Source organism: Streptomyces sp. NPDC059255 (assembly GCF_042752355.1).
GTDB lineage: Bacteria > Actinomycetota > Actinomycetes > Streptomycetales > Streptomycetaceae > Streptomyces.
This window is the reverse complement of record NZ_JBHYZP010000006.1, coordinates 155,874-171,811: the sequence shown is the minus strand read 5'-3', so window position 1 is coordinate 171,811 and position 15,938 is coordinate 155,874. Positions and strand designations below refer to the sequence as shown.

Annotated in this window: 25 protein-coding genes and 1 pseudogene; 1 reads left to right on the top strand and 25 read right to left on the bottom strand. The window is 66.7% G+C overall.

Annotated features, from left to right (window positions below):
• Positions 1-74: 74 nt before the first annotated feature.
• The 23 genes from ACFXKG_RS11160 to rpsJ form a co-directional block, all read right to left on the bottom strand.
• Positions 75-740: an adenylate kinase gene (locus ACFXKG_RS11160; protein ID WP_384835661.1), complete on the bottom strand. Its 666-nt coding sequence runs from the start codon at positions 738-740 to the stop codon at positions 75-77.
• On the bottom strand, positions 740-2,059 hold the full coding sequence (gene secY, locus ACFXKG_RS11155) for a preprotein translocase subunit SecY (protein ID WP_384835658.1): 1,320 nt from the start codon (positions 2,057-2,059) through the stop codon (positions 740-742). Before secY ends, ACFXKG_RS11160 begins: the two co-directional genes overlap by 1 nt.
• A 410-nt stretch (positions 2,060-2,469) precedes the next feature.
• Positions 2,470-2,928 (bottom strand): 50S ribosomal protein L15, encoded by a 459-nt coding sequence (gene rplO / locus ACFXKG_RS11150; protein WP_382888666.1) that lies wholly within the window; start codon positions 2,926-2,928, stop codon positions 2,470-2,472.
• A gap of 1 nt (position 2,929) precedes the next feature.
• Positions 2,930-3,112, bottom strand: coding sequence for a 50S ribosomal protein L30 (gene rpmD / locus ACFXKG_RS11145; protein ID WP_041985698.1), 183 nt, complete (start codon positions 3,110-3,112; stop codon positions 2,930-2,932).
• The gene (gene rpsE / locus ACFXKG_RS11140; protein WP_030351447.1) at positions 3,112-3,714 is read right to left on the bottom strand and encodes a 30S ribosomal protein S5; all 603 of its coding nucleotides are present in this window, start codon (positions 3,712-3,714) and stop codon (positions 3,112-3,114) included. The genes rpmD and rpsE overlap by 1 nt, the downstream gene beginning before the upstream one ends.
• Positions 3,715-3,760: 46 nt before the next feature.
• Complete coding sequence (gene rplR, locus ACFXKG_RS11135) at positions 3,761-4,144, bottom strand: 50S ribosomal protein L18 (RefSeq protein ID WP_384835653.1); 384 nt, start codon at positions 4,142-4,144, stop codon at positions 3,761-3,763.
• Positions 4,145-4,147: 3 nt separating this feature from the next.
• Positions 4,148-4,687: a 50S ribosomal protein L6 gene (rplF, locus tag ACFXKG_RS11130; RefSeq protein ID WP_329828620.1), complete on the bottom strand. Its 540-nt coding sequence runs from the start codon at positions 4,685-4,687 to the stop codon at positions 4,148-4,150.
• 21 nt (positions 4,688-4,708) lie between these two features.
• Positions 4,709-5,107 carry a 30S ribosomal protein S8 gene (gene rpsH, locus ACFXKG_RS11125; protein ID WP_319680019.1) on the bottom strand — a complete coding sequence of 133 codons (399 nt, stop codon included), beginning with the start codon at positions 5,105-5,107 and terminating at the stop codon, positions 4,709-4,711.
• Between the two features lie 211 nt (positions 5,108-5,318).
• Positions 5,319-5,504 (bottom strand): type Z 30S ribosomal protein S14, encoded by a 186-nt coding sequence (locus tag ACFXKG_RS11120; RefSeq protein WP_003948630.1) that lies wholly within the window; start codon positions 5,502-5,504, stop codon positions 5,319-5,321.
• 2 nt (positions 5,505-5,506) lie between these two features.
• A complete protein-coding gene (gene rplE, locus ACFXKG_RS11115) occupies positions 5,507-6,067 on the bottom strand; it encodes a 50S ribosomal protein L5 (RefSeq protein ID WP_030351443.1) in 561 nt (186 codons plus the stop codon).
• Positions 6,067-6,390: a 50S ribosomal protein L24 gene (gene rplX, locus ACFXKG_RS11110; RefSeq protein WP_030351442.1), complete on the bottom strand. Its 324-nt coding sequence runs from the start codon at positions 6,388-6,390 to the stop codon at positions 6,067-6,069. The genes rplE and rplX overlap by 1 nt, the downstream gene beginning before the upstream one ends.
• 2 nt (positions 6,391-6,392) lie before the next feature.
• Entirely contained in the window at positions 6,393-6,761 is a 369-nt protein-coding gene (rplN, locus tag ACFXKG_RS11105; RefSeq protein WP_003966950.1) for a 50S ribosomal protein L14, read from the bottom strand.
• Positions 6,762-6,862: 101 nt separating this feature from the next.
• Positions 6,863-7,147: a 30S ribosomal protein S17 gene (rpsQ, locus tag ACFXKG_RS11100; RefSeq protein WP_329828618.1), complete on the bottom strand. Its 285-nt coding sequence runs from the start codon at positions 7,145-7,147 to the stop codon at positions 6,863-6,865.
• Positions 7,147-7,371: a 50S ribosomal protein L29 gene (rpmC, locus tag ACFXKG_RS11095; protein ID WP_031230018.1), complete on the bottom strand. Its 225-nt coding sequence runs from the start codon at positions 7,369-7,371 to the stop codon at positions 7,147-7,149. Before rpmC ends, rpsQ begins: the two co-directional genes overlap by 1 nt.
• Positions 7,371-7,790, bottom strand: a complete 420-nt coding sequence (gene rplP / locus ACFXKG_RS11090) for a 50S ribosomal protein L16 (protein ID WP_003966953.1) — start codon at positions 7,788-7,790, stop codon at positions 7,371-7,373. Before rplP ends, rpmC begins: the two co-directional genes overlap by 1 nt.
• 5 nt (positions 7,791-7,795) lie before the next feature.
• Complete coding sequence (gene rpsC / locus ACFXKG_RS11085) at positions 7,796-8,644, bottom strand: 30S ribosomal protein S3 (protein WP_365807057.1); 849 nt, start codon at positions 8,642-8,644, stop codon at positions 7,796-7,798.
• Positions 8,644-8,991: a 50S ribosomal protein L22 gene (gene rplV, locus ACFXKG_RS11080; RefSeq protein ID WP_119286202.1), complete on the bottom strand. Its 348-nt coding sequence runs from the start codon at positions 8,989-8,991 to the stop codon at positions 8,644-8,646. Before rplV ends, rpsC begins: the two co-directional genes overlap by 1 nt.
• 41 nt (positions 8,992-9,032) lie before the next feature.
• Positions 9,033-9,314, bottom strand: coding sequence for a 30S ribosomal protein S19 (gene rpsS / locus ACFXKG_RS11075; RefSeq protein WP_003966956.1), 282 nt, complete (start codon positions 9,312-9,314; stop codon positions 9,033-9,035).
• Between the two features lie 12 nt (positions 9,315-9,326).
• Positions 9,327-10,163, bottom strand: a complete 837-nt coding sequence (gene rplB, locus ACFXKG_RS11070; protein ID WP_129770859.1) for a 50S ribosomal protein L2 — start codon at positions 10,161-10,163, stop codon at positions 9,327-9,329.
• Between the two features lie 50 nt (positions 10,164-10,213).
• On the bottom strand, positions 10,214-10,531 hold the full coding sequence (gene rplW, locus ACFXKG_RS11065) for a 50S ribosomal protein L23 (RefSeq protein ID WP_365807055.1): 318 nt from the start codon (positions 10,529-10,531) through the stop codon (positions 10,214-10,216).
• Entirely contained in the window at positions 10,531-11,184 is a 654-nt protein-coding gene (gene rplD, locus ACFXKG_RS11060; protein ID WP_384835645.1) for a 50S ribosomal protein L4, read from the bottom strand. Before rplD ends, rplW begins: the two co-directional genes overlap by 1 nt.
• 8 nt (positions 11,185-11,192) lie before the next feature.
• A complete protein-coding gene (rplC, locus tag ACFXKG_RS11055; RefSeq protein ID WP_365636756.1) occupies positions 11,193-11,837 on the bottom strand; it encodes a 50S ribosomal protein L3 in 645 nt (214 codons plus the stop codon).
• Positions 11,838-11,851: 14 nt separating this feature from the next.
• Entirely contained in the window at positions 11,852-12,160 is a 309-nt protein-coding gene (gene rpsJ / locus ACFXKG_RS11050) for a 30S ribosomal protein S10 (RefSeq protein ID WP_003948644.1), read from the bottom strand.
• Between the two features lie 595 nt (positions 12,161-12,755).
• On the opposite strand from rpsJ, the gene ACFXKG_RS11045 reads away from it, so the two are divergent.
• On the top strand, positions 12,756-14,747 hold the full coding sequence (locus tag ACFXKG_RS11045; protein WP_384835642.1) for an ATP-binding protein: 1,992 nt from the start codon (positions 12,756-12,758) through the stop codon (positions 14,745-14,747).
• Positions 14,748-14,781: 34 nt separating this feature from the next.
• Here the strand turns inward: ACFXKG_RS11045 and ACFXKG_RS11040 are convergent, their stop codons facing one another.
• Together ACFXKG_RS11040 and ACFXKG_RS11035 are read right to left on the bottom strand one after the other, a co-directional pair.
• On the bottom strand, positions 14,782-15,003 hold the full coding sequence (locus tag ACFXKG_RS11040) for a DUF397 domain-containing protein (protein ID WP_384835639.1): 222 nt from the start codon (positions 15,001-15,003) through the stop codon (positions 14,782-14,784).
• Positions 14,933-15,582: pseudogene (locus tag ACFXKG_RS11035) on the bottom strand (DUF5753 domain-containing protein). Before ACFXKG_RS11035 ends, ACFXKG_RS11040 begins: the two are co-directional and overlap by 71 nt.
• Positions 15,583-15,938: the final 356 nt, after the last annotated feature.

Genomic DNA, 15,938 nt, shown 5'->3' with positions numbered 1-15,938 from the left:
GGCGCCCCTTGGGACACCACGGCCGTACTACTGCTTCTCGTACGGGGATCCCTGAGGGATCCCTCATCGATCCCTCAGGCCCGTGAGGCCGGATCGCGCTCCAGCGCGGCCATCGCACGCTCGGTCACCTCGGTGACCTTGCCGAGCGCCGAGATCGTCACGACCAGGTCCTGCGCCCGGTAGTGGTCGATGATCGGCTCGGTCTGCGTGTGGTAGACCTCAAGCCGCGTCCGTACGGTCTCCTCGGAGTCGTCGTCCCGCTGGTACAGCTCGCCGCCGCAGACGTCGCAGACGCCCTCCTGCTCCGGCGGGCTGTACGTCACGTGGAAGACGTGCGCGCTGTCGTTGCGGCAGATGCGCCGGCCGGCGATCCGCTTCACGACCTCGTCCTCGGGGACCTCCAGGTCCAGCACGGCGTCGAGCCGTACGCCGTCCGCCGTGAGCGCCTTGTCGAGCGACTTCGCCTGCGACACGTTGCGGGGGAAGCCGTCCAGCAGGAAGCCGTTCTCGGCGTCCGGCTGGGCCATGCGGTCCTGCGCCATCGCGATGGTGACCTCGTCGGGCACGAGATTCCCGGCGTCCATGTATGCCTTCGCCTGTTTGCCGAGGGCCGTGCCCTGGCTGATGTTGGCGCGGAAGAGGTCGCCCGTGGAGATGTGCGGGACCGACAGGTTCTTGGCAAGGTACGCGGCCTGCGTTCCCTTGCCGGCACCGGGCGGTCCGACGAGGACGATTCGCATCAGCGGAGGAACCCTTCGTAATTGCGCTGCTGAAGCTGGCTCTCGATCTGCTTGACGGTCTCCAGCCCCACACCCACGATGATCAGGATGCTCGTCCCGCCGAACGGGAAGTTCTGGTTGGCACCGCCGAAGCCCGCCAACGCCATCGTCGGTACGAGAGCGATCAGCCCCAGGTACAGCGAGCCCGGCCAAGTGATCCTGTTGAGCACGTAGCTCAGGTACTCGGCCGTGGGCCGGCCTGCCCGGATACCCGGGATGAACCCACCATACTTCTTCATGTTGTCCGCGACTTCTTCGGGGTTGAACGAGATGGCCACGTAGAAGAAGGCGAAGAAGACGATCAGCAGGAAGTACGTCGCGATGTAGTACGGGTGGTCGCCCTTGACGAAGTGGGCCTCGATCCAGGTCTTCCACGCGGAGTTCCCGCTGGAGAACTGCGCGACCAGAGCCGGGATGTAGAGCAGCGACGACGCGAAGATGACGGGGATGACACCCGCCTGGTTCACCTTCAGCGGGATGTACGTCGAAGTACCGCCGTAGGACCTGCGGCCGATCATGCGCTTCGCGTACTGCACGGGGATCCGGCGCTGGGCCTGCTCGACGAAGACGACGAGGCCGACCATCACGAAGCCGATCAGGATGACCGTGCCGAACTCGATCCAGCCGCCCGCGAGCGTGCCGCTCTCCTTGATGGCCCACAGGGCGCCGGGGAAGCCGGCGGCGATCGAGATGAACATGAGGATGGACATGCCGTTGCCGATGCCGCGGTCGGTGATCAGCTCACCGAGCCACATGACGGCCGCGGTGCCCGCGGTCAGGGTGATCACCATGACGACCGTGGTGAAGATGGACCGGTCCGGGATGATCTGTGTCGCGACCGGGCAGCCGCTGAACAGCGAGCCGCTGCGGGCGGCGGCGACGATGCCGGTGCCCTGAAGGACCGCCAGGGCGATCGTCAGATAGCGGGTGTACTGGGTGATCTTCGCCTGGCCGGACTGCCCCTCCTTCTTGAGGGCCTCCAGCCGGGGGATGACCACCGTCAGGAGCTGCAGAATGATGCTCGCGGTGATGTACGGCATGATGCCGAGCGCGAAGATCGTGATCTGCAGCAGCGCCCCGCCGCTGAACATGTTCACCAAGCCGAACAGGCTGTTGTTGCCCTTCTGGGCCGCATCGACACAGATCTGGACATTCTCGTAACTGACACCCGGTGCGGGTACATGCGCCCCCATCCGGTACAGCACGATGATGCCGAGCGTGAAGAGCAGCTTCTTGCGCAGGTCGGGTGTCTTGAACGCCCGGGCGAACGCGGTGAGCACGGTGCCTCCTGCGACCCCCGCGCTACTGCGCCAGAGGTGACGGTCTGAGGTTTCGATGGATAGGTGTCTGCCGAAGCCTGCCGGGCCGCCGGTACCGCAGTCAGCGGTGTCACCACCGCTGCCGGCGGCCTTGAGGCATGCGACAGCGTCTGACACCCTACCGGGGACCGCGCGCTTCCAGAACATCCACTGCGCTCTGTGGTCATCCGGGTATCGCCGCCTGGCTCGAAGACGGCCCCGTTCCGGCCATGCCACGCGTTGCCGGGGCGCTGCGCCCCTCCGGGCGGCGGGACGGTGTTCGCGGTGTTCCCATGAGCCCCGCGGGGCTCATGGAGCCACCGAGAGGCGCACAAAGGCCTGGGCCGTACCTCTGACACGAGGTACAGCCCAGGCCCTGGAATCAGCCGAACTCAGACCAGCTCGGTGACCGTGCCGCCCGCGGCGGCGATCTTCTCCTTGGCGGAGCCGGAGACGGCGTCGACCGAAACCTGCAGCGCCACGGTGATCTCGCCCTGGCCCAGGACCTTGACGAGGCTGTTCTTGCGCACCGCACCCTTGGTGACCAGGTCGGCCACCGTGACCTCGCCGCCCTCGGGGTAGAGAGCGGAGAGCTTGTCCAGGTTCACGACCTGGTACTCGGTGCGGAACGGGTTCTTGAAGCCCTTCAGCTTCGGGAGGCGCATGTGGAGGGGCATCTGCCCACCCTCGAAGCGCTCCGGAACCTGGTAGCGGGCCTTGGTGCCCTTGGTACCACGACCAGCGGTCTTACCCTTGGACGCCTCACCACGACCCACACGGGTCTTGGCGGTCTTGGCGCCCGGGGCAGGACGGAGGTCGTGTGCCTTCAGCGGGTTGGTGTTGTCCGCCATGTCAGTCGACCTCCTCGACCGTGACGAGGTGCCGCACGGTGTTCGCCATGCCGCGGAACTCGGGACGGTCCTCCTTGACCACCACGTCGTTCAGGCGCTTCAGCCCGAGCGAACGCAGTGTGTCGCGGTGGTTCTGCTTGCTGCCGATGTACGACTTCGTCTGCGTGATCTTGAGACGGGCCATTACGCACCCGCTCCCGCACGCGCACGGAGGAGAGCGGCAGGGGCGACGTCCTCAAGGGGCAGACCGCGGCGGGCCGCGATCTCCTCGGGACGCTGCAGGCCCTGGAGGGCCGCCACCGTCGCGTGCACGATGTTGATCGCGTTGTCCGAGCCGAGCGACTTCGACAGGATGTCGTGCACGCCCGCGCACTCCAGCACGGCACGCACCGGGCCACCGGCGATAACGCCGGTACCGGGGGACGCCGGCTTGAGCAGGACGACGCCCGCGGCCTTCTCGCCCTGGATCGGGTGAGGGATGGTGCCCTGGATACGGGGGACCTTGAAGAAGTGCTTCTTGGCCTCCTCAACACCCTTGGCGATGGCGGCCGGCACCTCCTTGGCCTTGCCGTAACCGACACCCACGGTGCCGTCACCGTCGCCCACCACGACCAGCGCGGTGAAGCTGAAGCGACGACCACCCTTCACAACCTTGGCGACACGGTTGATCGCGACGACGCGCTCAACGTAAGCGGTCTTCTCGGCGGCAGCGCCACCGTCGCGACCCTTCCGGTCCCGCCGCTCGCCGCCACCGGCACCGCTTCCGCGGCGCTGGGGTCCAGCCATTGGATTTACCTCTCTCTGTTACGTCCGTTAGTCCCGGAACCGGGGCCTAGAACTTCAGCCCGGCTTCGCGGGCGGCGTCAGCCAGAGCGGCAATGCGCCCGGCGTACCTGTTGCCACCACGGTCGAACACGACAGCCTCGACACCCGCGGCCTTGGCGCGCTCGGCGACCAGGGCGCCGACCTTCTGCGCCTGGCTGCTCTTGTCGCCCTCGCCACCGCGGATCGAGGTGTCCAGGGTCGACGCGGACGCGAGCGTGTGGCCCGCGATGTCGTCGATGACCTGGGCCACGATGTTGCGGTTGGAGCGCGTCACGACGAGGCGCGGACGCTCCGGCGTGCCGGAGACGTGCTTGCGCACGCGAATGTGGCGGCGCTTGATGGCGGCGCGCTTGTACGCGTCACCCTTGGCGATCTTCACACCGTATGCCATGGCTTACTTACCCGCCTTTCCGACCTTGCGGCGGATGACCTCGCCCGCGTACTTGACGCCCTTGGCCTTGTACGGGTCGGGCTTCCGCAGCTTGCGGATGTTAGCGGCGACCTCGCCGACCTTCTGCTTGTCGATGCCCTCGACGGTGAACTTCGTGGGCGTCTCGACCTTGAAGGTGATGCCCTCGGGGGCCTCGATGAGGATCGGGTGGCTGTAGCCCAGGGCGAACTCCAGGTTGGAGCCCTTCGCCTGGACGCGGTAACCGACACCGCTGATTTCGAGCGCCTTGATGTATCCCTGGGTCACACCGGTGATCATGTTCGCCACCAGCGTGCGGGACAGGCCGTGCAGGGCCTTGTTCTGACGCTCGTCGTTGGGGCGCAGCACCGAGAGGGTGCCGTCCTCGCCCTTGGTGACCTCGATCGGCGCGGCGACGGTGTGCGAGAGGGAACCCTTGGGGCCCTTCACCGCGACCGTGCGGCCATCGATGGTGACGTCCACACCGGCGGGAACCTGGATGGGGAGCTTGCCGATTCGCGACATGAGCTTTTCCTCCGTTCCCGACTACCAGACGTAGGCGAGGACTTCCCCACCTACGCCCTTCTTGCCTGCCTGCTGGCCGGTCAGAAGACCGTGGGACGTGGAGATGATCGCCACGCCCAGGCCACCGAGGACCTTCGGCAGGTTGGTGGACTTCGCGTACACACGCAGACCCGGCTTGGAGATGCGCTTGATGCCGGCGATCGAACGCTCGCGGTTCGGGCCGAACTTCAGCTCCAGGACGAGGTTCTTGCCGACCTCGGCGTCCTCGACCTTCCAGCCGGTGATGAAGCCCTCCTGCTGGAGGATCTCCGCGATGTGCGACTTGATCTTGCTGTGCGGCATCACGACGTCGTCGTGGTATGCCGAGTTCGCGTTGCGCAGACGCGTGAGCATGTCTGCGATGGGATCAGTCATGGTCATGAGTTGGCCTTCGGCCTCTCTCGCCGGGGTTTCCTGTATGCGCCATCCCTCTCCCCGGTCAGAGCCGGGACGGGTGCGGTGCGGGGACCTACGGCGTAGTAAGTCTTAGTGGACGGCGGGCGCCCAACCCCACAAGCCTACGGCATGTGGGAGAGGGCTCCCGCCAACCAATTGCTTACCGAGAGTTCGGGCAGTTCTCCGGAACGGAGGACTACCAGGAACTCTTGGTCACGCCCGGCAGCTCGCCACGGTGGGCCATCTCACGAAGGCACACGCGGCACAGGCCGAACTTGCGGTAGACGGAGTGGGGCCGGCCGCAGCGCTGGCAGCGGGTGTAGCCGCGTACGCCGAACTTCGGCTTGCGGGCGGCCTTAGCGATCAGAGCCTTCTTCGCCACGGTCAGTTCTCCTTGAACGGGAAGCCGAGGTGACGAAGGAGGGCACGACCCTCGTCGTCGTTGGTCGCCGTGGTCACCACGGTGATGTCCATGCCCCGGACCCGGTCGATCTTGTCCTGGTCGATCTCGTGGAACATGACCTGCTCCGTGAGACCGAAGGTGTAGTTGCCACGGCCGTCGAACTGCTTGGGCGACAGGCCGCGGAAGTCACGGATACGCGGCAGCGCGAGCGACAGCGTACGGTCCAGGAACTCCCACATGCGGTCACCGCGGAGGGTGACGTGGCAGCCGATCGGCTGCCCCTCGCGCAGCTTGAACTGCGCGATCGACTTGCGGGCCTTGGTGACGGACGGCTTCTGGCCGGTGATCGTGGTGAGGTCCTTGATGGCACCCTCGATCAGCTTGGAGTCGCGGGCGGCGTCGCCCACACCCATGTTGACCACGATCTTGACGAGGCCGGGGATCTGCATGACGTTCTCGTACGAGAACTCCTCACGCAGCTTGCCGGCGATCTCCTCGCGGTAGCGCAGCTTCAGACGCGGCGCGGTAGTGGTCGCAGTCATCAGATGTCCTCACCGGTCCGCTTGGCAACGCGGATCTTGTTGCCCTCGTCGTCAAAGCGGTAGCCGACGCGGGTAACGACCTTCTTGCCGTCCTTCTCCACGACCAGCTGAACGTTGCTGATGTGGATGGGGGCCTCGGTGGTCACGATGCCACCGGTCTGCGAACCGCGAGCCGTCTGGCCGGCCTTGGTGTGCTTCTTGACCCGGTTGACACCCTCGACGAGAACACGGTCCTGCGTGGGGTAGGCCACGATGACCTTGCCCTGCTTGCCCTTGTCCTTGCCGGTGATGACCTGAACCAGGTCGCCCTTCTTGATCTTCATGCTTACAGCACCTCCGGCGCGAGCGAGATGATCTTCATGAACTTCTTCTCGCGCAGCTCACGGCCCACCGGGCCGAAGATACGGGTGCCACGAGGGTCGCCGTCGTTCTTGAGAATGACAGCGGCGTTCTCGTCGAAGCGGATGTACGAGCCGTCCTGACGACGACGCTCCTTGACGGTGCGAACGATGACCGCCTTGACGACGTCACCCTTCTTCACGTTGCCACCGGGGATCGCGTCCTTGACGGTGGCGACGATGACGTCACCGATGCCCGCGTAGCGGCGACCCGAGCCACCGAGAACACGGATGGTGAGAATTTCCTTCGCACCCGTGTTGTCGGCGACGCGCAGTCGCGACTCCTGCTGGATCACGTCTATCTCCTGATCGTCTGCCGGTTCCCCGGGGGCCGTTCACCGAACGGCCCCCGGAGCCTGGCGGAACTGTTCCGAGAGGAAACCCCCTCGGAGGGTTCTTACTTGGCCTTCTCGAGGATCTCGACGATGCGCCACCGCTTCGTGGCGGACTGCGGCCGGGTCTCCATCAGGAGGACGCGGTCGCCGACGCCGGCGGCGTTCTGCTCGTCGTGAGCCTTGAGCTTGTTCGTACGGCGGATGACCTTGCCGTACAGAGCGTGCTTGACGCGGTCCTCGACAGCGACGACGACGGTCTTGTCCATCTTGTCGCTGACGACAAGACCCTCACGGGTCTTGCGGTCGCCGCGCGCGGCCTTGGTCTCGGTCACGTTGTTCTCAGTCATCAGGCGCTCTCCACCGTCTCGATGCCCAGCTCGCGCTCACGCATCAGGGTGTAGATCCGCGCGATGTCCTTGCGCACGAGCTTCAGCCGCCCGTGGTTTTCGAGCTGACCGGTCGCCGCCTGGAAGCGGAGGTTGAACAGCTCTTCCTTGGCCTCGCGGAGCTTGTCGACAAGCTCCTCGTTGCCCAGCTCGCGCAGTTCGGACGCCTTGGTCACGGCCGCCATCACGACTCACCTGCCTCGCGCCGAACGATCCGGCACTTCATCGGAAGCTTGTGAGCAGCGCGGGTAAGCGCCTCACGCGCAATCTTCTCGTTCGGGTAGGACAGCTCGAACATCACCCGACCGGGCTTGACGTTGGCGATCCACCACTCGGGGGAACCCTTACCGGAACCCATGCGGGTCTCGGCGGGCTTCTTCGTGAGCGGACGGTCCGGGTAGATGTTGATCCAGACCTTGCCGCCACGCTTGATGTGACGGGTCATGGCGATACGAGCGGACTCGATCTGCCGGTTCGTCACGTACGCGGGGGTCAGCGCCTGGATGCCGTACTCGCCGAACGCAACCTGCGTACCACCCTTGGACATACCGCTGCGCTTCGGGTGGTGCTGCTTGCGGTGCTTGACCCTACGGGGGATCAGCATTTCGGTCAGGCCTCCGTTCCGCCGTTAGAAGAGGTCGTCGCCTCAGCGGCAGGAGCGGCGGTGGCGTCGGCCTTGGGGGCCTCGGCAGCCGGGCTCTGCTGCGGCTTGCGGCCACGTCCGCCACGCTCGCCACCACGGCCACCGCGGCCGGCGGGGCGGTCGTTGCCGCCACCGCGGGCGGGACGGTTGCCGGCGCGCGCCGCGGCGTTCTCGGCGCGGACCTCGGCGATGTTCTTGACGTCGCCCTTGTAGATCCAGACCTTCACACCGATACGGCCGAAGGTCGTCTTGGCCTCGAAGAAGCCGTAGTCCACGTTGGCGCGGAGCGTGTGCAGGGGCACGCGGCCCTCGCGGTAGAACTCCGAGCGGGACATCTCGGCGCCGCCGAGACGGCCACCGCACTGGATCTTGATGCCCTTGGCGCCGGCCTTCATCGTCGACTGCATGCTCTTGCGCATGGCGCGACGGAAGGAGACACGCGAGGAGAGCTGCTCGGCCACGGCCTGGGCCACGAGCTGAGCGTCCACCTCGGGGTTCTTGACCTCAAGGATGTTGAGCTGGACCTGCTTGCCGGTCAGCTTCTCCAGCTCGCCGCGGATGCGGTCGGCCTCGGCGCCGCGGCGGCCGATGACGATGCCCGGACGCGCGGTGTGGATGTCGACACGGACGCGGTCGCGGGTGCGCTCGATCTCCACCTTGGAGATGCCGGCCCGCTCCATGCCCTTCGTCATCATGCGACGAATGGCAACGTCTTCCTTGACGTAGTCCTTGTACAGCTTGTCGGCATACCAGCGGGACTTGAAGTCCGTGGTGATACCGAGCCGGAACCCATGCGGGTTAACCTTCTGGCCCATTACCGGGTTCCTTCCTTGCTGCTGACGACCACGGTGATGTGGCTGGTCCGCTTACGGATCCGGTAGGCACGGCCCTGGGCGCGCGGCCGGAACCGCTTCAGGGTCGGACCCTCGTCCACGTACGCCTCGCTGATGACCAGCGAGTTGGCGTCGGAGTGGTCGTAGTTGTGCGCGGCGTTGGCAATGGCGCTGTCCAGCACCTTGCCGACCGGCACGCTCGCGGCCTGCGGGGCGAAGCGCAGGACCGCCTGAGCCTCCGTGGCATCCATGCCACGGATGAGGTCCACCACGCGGCGGGCCTTCATGGGCGTGACGCGGATGTACCGCGCCTGGGCCCTGGCTTCCATGGTTGTCCCTTCGGTGTGAGTCATAGTCAGTTCACCCCGCGTTAGCGGCGCTTCGACTTCCGGTCGTCCTTGACGTGGCCGCGGAAGGTGCGAGTCGGCGAGAACTCGCCGAGCTTGTGGCCGACCATCGACTCGGTGACGAACACCGGGACGTGGATCTTGCCGTTGTGCACCGCGATCGTGTGGCCCAGCATGGCCGGGACGATCATCGAGCGACGGGACCAGGTCTTGATGACGTTCTTGGTGCCTGCCTCGTTCTGTACGTCCACCTTCTTGATGAGGTGTCCGTCGACGAAGGGCCCCTTCTTGAGACTGCGCGGCATCTAAACCCGCTCCTAGCGCTTCTTGTTCGTCTTGCGGCGGCGGACGATGTACTTGCTGCTTGCCTTCTTCGGCGAGCGAGTACGACCCTCCTTCTGACCCCACGGGCTGACCGGGTGGCGACCACCGGAGGTCTTGCCCTCACCACCACCGTGCGGGTGGTCGACCGGGTTCATCGCGACACCGCGGACGGTCGGGCGAACGCCCTTCCAGCGCATACGGCCGGCCTTGCCCCAGTTGATGTTCGACTGCTCGGCGTTGCCGACCTCGCCGATGGTGGCGCGGCAGCGGACGTCGACCAGCCGGATCTCACCGGACGGCATGCGCAGGTGGGCCATGGAGCCCTCCTTCGCCAGCAGCTGCACGGAGGCACCCGCGGAGCGGGCGAACTTCGCGCCGCCGCCGGGCCGCAGCTCGATGGCGTGGATGGTCGTACCGACCGGGATGTTGCGCAGCGCCAGGTTGTTGCCGGGCTTGATGTCGGCGGCCGGACCGTTCTCGACACGGGCGCCCTGCGCCAGGCCACGGGGGGCGATGATGTAGCGCTTCTCGCCGTCCGCGTAGTGGAGCAGCGCGATGCGCGCGGTGCGGTTCGGGTCGTACTCGATGTGCGCGACCTTGGCAGGCACGCCGTCCTTGTCGTGACGACGGAAGTCGATCACGCGGTAGGCGCGCTTGTGGCCACCACCCTGGTGGCGAACGGTCACACGACCGGCGTTGTTACGGCCGCCCTTGCTGTGCAGCGGGCGGACCAGCGACTTCTCCGGCGTGGACCGCGTGATCTCGACAAAGTCGGCGACGCTGGAGCCACGACGGCCCGGGGTCGTCGGCTTGTACTTGCGGATACCCATTGTCTCTCAGTCCTCGGAAGAATTCCGGATCCTGGACGTCTCGACCTCCGTCAGGAGGTCGGTCCGCCGAAGATGTCGATACGGTCGCCCTCAGCGAGGGTCACGATGGCGCGCTTGGTGTTGGCGCGCTTACCGAAACCGGTGCGGGTGCGCTTGCGCTTGCCCTGGCGGTTGATCGTGTTGACCCCGGCGACCTTGACCGAGAAGACCGCTTCCACGGCCTGCTTGATCTGGGTCTTGTTGGCCGTGGGCGCCACGATGAACGTGTACTTGTTCTCGTCGAGCAGCGCGTAGCTCTTCTCGGACACAACCGGCTTGACAAGAATGTCGCGGTGGTCGTGGAAGGACTTGCTGGTGATCTCGGCCATCAGGCTTCGCTCCCCTCGTTGTCATCGGCCTTCTGGGGGCCAGACACGAAGGACTCGAAAGCGGCCTGGGTGAAGACCACGTCGTCGGAGACGATCACGTCGTACGTGTTCAGCTGGCCCGGCGCCAGGATGTGCACCTGGGGCAGGTTGCGGGCGGAGAGCCACGCGGCCTCGTCGGCCCGCTCGACGACCAGGAGCAGGTTCTTCCGCTCACTGATCTTGCCCAGCAGGGTCCTGGCGGCCTTGGTGGACACCGCGTCCTCGACCAGGCCGGAGACGACGTGGATACGAGAGTGACGGGCCCGGTCGGTGAGGGCACCGCGCAGGGCGGCGGCCTTCATCTTCTTCGGGGTCCGCTGCGAGTAGTCACGCGGCACGGGGCCGTGGACGACGCCACCGCCGGCGAACTGCGGAGCGCGGGTCGAACCCTGGCGGGCGCGGCCGGTGCCCTTCTGGCGGTACGGCTTCTTGCCACCGCCACGGACTTCGCCGCGGGTCTTGGTCTTGTGCGTGCCCTGTCGGGCAGCGGCCAGCTGGGCGACAACGACCTGGTGGATCAGCGGGATGCTGACCTTGGCGTCGAAGATCTCCGCGGGGAGTTCGACGGTCCCGGCCTTGTCGCCTGCCGGCGAAAGGATGTCAACGGTGCTCATCAGTTACCTCAGGCCCCCTTGGCCGCGGTACGGACCAGGACGAGGCCGCCGTTCGGACCAGGAACCGCGCCCTTGATCAGGAGCAGGCCCTTCTCCGCGTCAACGGCGTGAACGGTCAGGTTCTGGGTGGTGACCCGCTCGTTGCCCATGCGGCCCGCCATGCGGAGGCCCTTGAACACACGGCCCGGGGTGGCGCAGCCACCGATGGAACCGGGAGAGCGGTGCTTGCGCTGGGTGCCGTGACCGGCGCCGAGGCCCTTGAAGTTGTGACGCTTCATGACACCGGCGAAGCCCTTGCCCTTGCTCTTGCCCGTGACGTCAACCTTGACGCCGGACTCGAACGCGGCGGCGGTGATCTCCTGGCCGAGCGTGTACTCGCTCGCGTCGGAGGTCCGCAGCTCCACCAGGTGGCGGCGGGGGGTCACGTCGGCCTTGGCGAAGTGGCCCTTGAGGGGCTTGTTCACCTTGCGCGGGTCGATCTCGCCGAAGGCGATCTGGACCGACTCGTAGCCGTCGGAGTCATTCGTACGGACCTGGGTAACGACGCAGGGTCCGGCCTTGACCACGGTCACCGGGACGACACGGTTGTTCTCGTCCCAGACCTGGGTCATGCCGAGCTTCTCGCCCAGGACACCCTTGATCTGCTTTGCCATCTCTTCCGCGCCTCTCAGAGCTTGATCTCGATGTCAACGCCGGCCGGAAGGTCCAGGCGCATCAGCGAGTCAACGGTCTTGGGCGTCGGGTCGAGGATGTCGATCAGGCGCTTGTGCGTGCGCATCTCGAAGTGCTCGCGCGAGTCCTTGTACTTGTGCGGCGACTTGATGACGCAGTACACGTTCTTCTCAGTGGGCAGCGGCACCGGGCCCGCGACCGACGCACCAGTACGCGTCACCGTCTCGACGATCTTCTTCGCCGAGGAGTCGATGACCTCGTGGTCGTAGGCCTTGAGCCGGATGCGGATCTTCTGTCCCGCCATGGCTGCTTCGTAGTCCTGTCTCTCGTAACGCTCTGGGACCCGGTGGTTCCGGGCTCTTCTCCGACCCACGCGGTCGGGCGTGTCGCGGCCCCGTCCATGAAAATCTCCCGAAGGATTTTCCCTGCAAGGGGTGCGGGCCCAACGTCCGCGAGCCGGGGAGAACCGCGGGGTACATCGCGTTCCACCACCGGGAGCCTGGTCGGCACCCCGCTGACACTTCCCGGAAGATTCCCGTACGTCCGGCCCCAGCGCTGCCCCGTAAGGCAGTTGGAGACGACGAGTACTGTGGGACTCGCTTCCGGTCCTCCCGGCGGGAGGCGCGCAGCATTGGCACTCAACCGAGCAACCTGAACAGTGTGCCACAGGGCCCTTGACCCTGGCCAATCGGGCCGGAAAGCGTACCCCACGCGGCGATCGGCTACTCATCGCCACCCGGACGCACGGACACCGACCCGGACACCCGGGTGCACCCCCACCCCAGAGTCTCACTTAAAGTAGTGATTGAGTCACGAACAGTGAAATCGCGGGCTATCCTCACCCGAACGTGATCGCTCGGAAACGGCGCGGTCGGAAGCGGTGAAAGGTACCGGGAGTCATGGCAAAGTTACGGCTGATGATCGGCAGGGAGCACGTCGCGGAACTCGCGCGCCTGAGCAACCCTGTGGGAGCCGTCGAGGAACTGATCTGGAACGCGCTGGACGCGGACGCCGGGCGGGTGAGCGTCGTCCTGGAGCGCGGCGACCTCGGAGCGGTCGACCGGGTGATCGTCACCGACGACGGCACGGGCATCGCGGCGGACCGCTGTGACGAGTACTTCCGGCACCTCGGCGTCTCCTGGAAGAAGAGCGCGGGGACCAGCCCGGTGAAGAAGCGGACCCTGCACGGCAAGAACGGCCGAGGCCGGGTGCGCGCCTTCGCGCTCGGTACGGAGATCCGCTGGACCAGCGTGAGCGAGGGCCCGCACGGGCTCCACCGCGTGGTCATCGAGTCGGACCGCGCCTCCATGGACGAGTTCGACGTCAGCGATCCCGAACCGGCGACCGGGCCGACCGGCACGGTCTTCGAGGCGCTCGGCGGCGAGGAGGCGCAGCGGCTGACCGAGGACACCGCCCGCTCGGCCCTGACCGCCGCCTTCGCCCTCTATCTCGCCGCGTACCCGGACATCGACATCGAGTACGACGGCCGCCGGTTGGACCCGTCGTCGGAACAGCTGCACGTCACCGGCCCGTACGAGATCCCGACGGGCTCCGGCTGCCCGGCCGGCCCGGCGCAGCTCCGCCTCATCGAGTGGAAGCGGCCCGTCACCCGGGCCCTGATCCTCTGCGACGGCCGCGGTATGTCCCTGGCCCAGCTCAGGCCCGAGATCCAGGCCCCCGGCTTCCACTTCACGGCGTACCTCTCCTGGCCCGGCTTCGAGGACGCGGAGGCGGGAGACCTCACCTTCGCCGACTGGACTCCCGACGGATTTACGGCCGAGGTGGTGGCGGCGGCCCGTGAACGCATGAGGACGCACTTCCGCTCCCGCGCCGACGAGCGTCGCAGAGAGCTCGTACGGTCCTGGCGTTCGGACGGCATCTACCCGTACGAGGGCGAGCCCGGCAGCGACCAGGAGCGCGCGGAACGGGAGACGTTCGACGCGGTGGCGACGACGGTGATCCGGCATCTGCCGCAGGTGAAGAAGACCCAGCGGACGACCTTCGCGCTGATGCGGTCCGTACTGGCGCACGAGCCCCACGACGTGCTGCGGATCGTGGAAGAGCTCTTCACCCTCTCCAAGCAGGAGCGTGAGGAACTGGCCCGGCTCCTCGACCGGACCCCGCTCTCCGCCCTGATCAAGGCATCAACGGTGGCGACGAGTCGGCTGGACTTCCTGGCCGCCCTCGAACACCTCGTCTTCGACACCGAGACCAGGGGCCGGGTGAAGGAGCGCTCGGAGCTCCACCGCATCCTGGAGAACGAGTGCTGGGTGTTCGGCGAGGAGTACGGGCTGCACGCGAGCGACCGGAGCCTGAACGAGGTGCTGGCCCAGCACTGCCGGCTGCTCGGCCGCGAGGCACCGACGCCCACTCCGGTGCTGCGGGAGGACGGCCGGACGGGCATCGTCGACCTCATGCTGTCGAAAGCCGCACGGCAACGGCACGACGAGCGACACCATCTGGTGATCGAACTCAAGCGCCCCGAGGTCACCCTGGGCATGACCGAGTTCGCGCAGATCAGCAGCTACGCACAGGCCGTCCGGCGGGACCCGAGGTTCCGGGACACCCGGGTGACCTGGGACTTCTGGCTGGTGGGCAACACCATGGACGAGACCCTCCGCGAACAGGCCCACCAGCGCGACCGCGCACCGGGCTGCGCGGCCGACCACCCCACGTACCGCATCTGGGTCCGGACCTGGGGCGAGATCATCGATGGCTGTCAGACGCGCCTGCGCTTCTACGGCGAGCACCTGGAATACCAGTCCACGACCGAACACGCCACGGACTACCTGATCCGCGAACACACGGCCGCCGTGACGGACCTGGTCGCCGACGGCACCCTCCCGACCGTGCCCGCGCCGCGTTCCGGCACGGAGACGAGGACTCCGTGACTCCCTGACTCCCCGACCGCTCAGCCGCGTAGGGTCAGCGCTTCTTCTCCGGGATGTCCGCGGCGTACGGAACGAAATCGGCCCACGCGGCGACGGAGAAGCCGAGGGAGGGCAGCCGTATGTCCTTGGAGTCACGGACATGGACCGTGCACGAGGCAGCGCCGACCTCGACGCACGAAGGGCCGTCATCCGTGCTGTAGCTGCTCTTGAACCACGCCGGGCCGCAAGCGTCTCCGGCAGAAGGCTTGAAGGTCATGTCTCTCCCAGCAGTTTCTCGATGAAGTCCAGTGACTCCCGAGGCGGGAGAGCCTGCGCCCGAATCGTCCCGTAGCGGATGTCCAGGAGCTGGACCTCTTCGGGTTGGAGATCACGCGGCTGAGGAGCTGGATCTCGTTCAGCGCGATCGTAGTTCCGTCCTTCAGCCTGAGCAGCCGGAACGCACCGTCAAGGCCGACCTTCTCCGCACACTCCAACGGGAGCACCTGAAAGTCGACACTGCGTAACTGCCCTACCTCCAGCAGGTGTTCGAGATGGCGCCGCATCACCCTTGTGCCCCGGCATCGCGGCGGAGGGTGGCCTCGCACTGAACGAAGCTGAAGAGGGGCTGCGCGGTCGGGGCCCCGAGGATCTGCTTCCGCGCCGTACCCCCGGCCATCCTCCGCTCCACCTCCTCCTCGGAGAACGGCGGTCGCCGGTTGCCGAACACGGCCTCCGCGTACTCCTCGGTCTGCAACAGCCCTTCGATGACGGAGTTGTTGTAGGCCAGCAGCTCGACGGCCTCGTCCTCCAGCTTCTTCACGCCCCGGACCTTCTTCGGGTGGTGCGCCTCCGCCATGTCCTCCTTCATCGCGGCGATCCTGCCGCCCCAGCGCCGCGACGACGGCCCCCGAGTCGTCATCCTCGAAGTCCGGCCCCCAGCCGGACCCGTCCGGGCCGTCCACTCCGTCCGTACCGCTCTCCTGCCCGCGCGCACCTCCGAGATCGACGTCGGTCACCACACGAATCTCAGCGCGCGGAAGGCCCCGAAGGGTGCACACAGGTCAGCAATCACCCGTAAGCACGCCATTACGGATGACTCTACGCATATCCGGCCACACAGCGTGACGCAAACCTCGAACCACCGCTCGTGCGAGCGCCCTCGGCGACGGTCCGCACCCCTCCACGCCCCGCTCCATGAACTACGTTCGGGAC

Excerpts from the sequence above, each read along its gene's own strand:
- rpsC (WP_365807057.1), bottom strand. The coding sequence starts at position 8,644 with ATGGGCCAGAAGGTTAACCCGCATGGGTTCCGGCTCGGTATCACCACG.
- rplX (WP_030351442.1), bottom strand. The coding sequence starts at position 6,390 with ATGAAGATCAAGAAGGGCGACCTGGTTCAGGTCATCACCGGCAAGGAC.
- rplP (WP_003966953.1), bottom strand. The coding sequence starts at position 7,790 with ATGCTGATCCCCCGTAGGGTCAAGCACCGCAAGCAGCACCACCCGAAG.
- rplD (WP_384835645.1), bottom strand. The coding sequence starts at position 11,184 with ATGAGCACCGTTGACATCCTTTCGCCGGCAGGCGACAAGGCCGGGACC.
- rpsE (WP_030351447.1), bottom strand. The coding sequence starts at position 3,714 with ATGGCTGGACCCCAGCGCCGCGGAAGCGGTGCCGGTGGCGGCGAGCGG.
- ACFXKG_RS11045 (WP_384835642.1), top strand. The coding sequence starts at position 12,756 with ATGGCAAAGTTACGGCTGATGATCGGCAGGGAGCACGTCGCGGAACTC.
- rpsJ (WP_003948644.1), bottom strand. The coding sequence starts at position 12,160 with ATGGCGGGACAGAAGATCCGCATCCGGCTCAAGGCCTACGACCACGAG.
- rplW (WP_365807055.1), bottom strand. The coding sequence starts at position 10,531 with ATGGCCGAGATCACCAGCAAGTCCTTCCACGACCACCGCGACATTCTT.
- ACFXKG_RS11040 (WP_384835639.1), bottom strand. The coding sequence starts at position 15,003 with ATGACCTTCAAGCCTTCTGCCGGAGACGCTTGCGGCCCGGCGTGGTTC.
- rplO (WP_382888666.1), bottom strand. The coding sequence starts at position 2,928 with ATGGCGGACAACACCAACCCGCTGAAGGCACACGACCTCCGTCCTGCC.
- ACFXKG_RS11160 (WP_384835661.1), bottom strand. The coding sequence starts at position 740 with ATGCGAATCGTCCTCGTCGGACCGCCCGGTGCCGGCAAGGGAACGCAG.
- rpsS (WP_003966956.1), bottom strand. The coding sequence starts at position 9,314 with ATGCCGCGCAGTCTCAAGAAGGGGCCCTTCGTCGACGGACACCTCATC.
- rpmD (WP_041985698.1), bottom strand. The coding sequence starts at position 3,112 with ATGGCCCGTCTCAAGATCACGCAGACGAAGTCGTACATCGGCAGCAAG.
- rplR (WP_384835653.1), bottom strand. The coding sequence starts at position 4,144 with ATGGCATACGGTGTGAAGATCGCCAAGGGTGACGCGTACAAGCGCGCC.
- rpmC (WP_031230018.1), bottom strand. The coding sequence starts at position 7,371 with ATGGCGGCCGTGACCAAGGCGTCCGAACTGCGCGAGCTGGGCAACGAG.
- rplB (WP_129770859.1), bottom strand. The coding sequence starts at position 10,163 with ATGGGTATCCGCAAGTACAAGCCGACGACCCCGGGCCGTCGTGGCTCC.
- rpsQ (WP_329828618.1), bottom strand. The coding sequence starts at position 7,147 with ATGACTGAGAACAACGTGACCGAGACCAAGGCCGCGCGCGGCGACCGC.
- rplC (WP_365636756.1), bottom strand. The coding sequence starts at position 11,837 with ATGGCAAAGCAGATCAAGGGTGTCCTGGGCGAGAAGCTCGGCATGACC.
- rplE (WP_030351443.1), bottom strand. The coding sequence starts at position 6,067 with ATGACTGCGACCACTACCGCGCCGCGTCTGAAGCTGCGCTACCGCGAG.
- rplF (WP_329828620.1), bottom strand. The coding sequence starts at position 4,687 with ATGTCGCGAATCGGCAAGCTCCCCATCCAGGTTCCCGCCGGTGTGGAC.
- rplV (WP_119286202.1), bottom strand. The coding sequence starts at position 8,991 with ATGGAAGCCAGGGCCCAGGCGCGGTACATCCGCGTCACGCCCATGAAG.
- rpsH (WP_319680019.1), bottom strand. The coding sequence starts at position 5,107 with ATGACCATGACTGATCCCATCGCAGACATGCTCACGCGTCTGCGCAAC.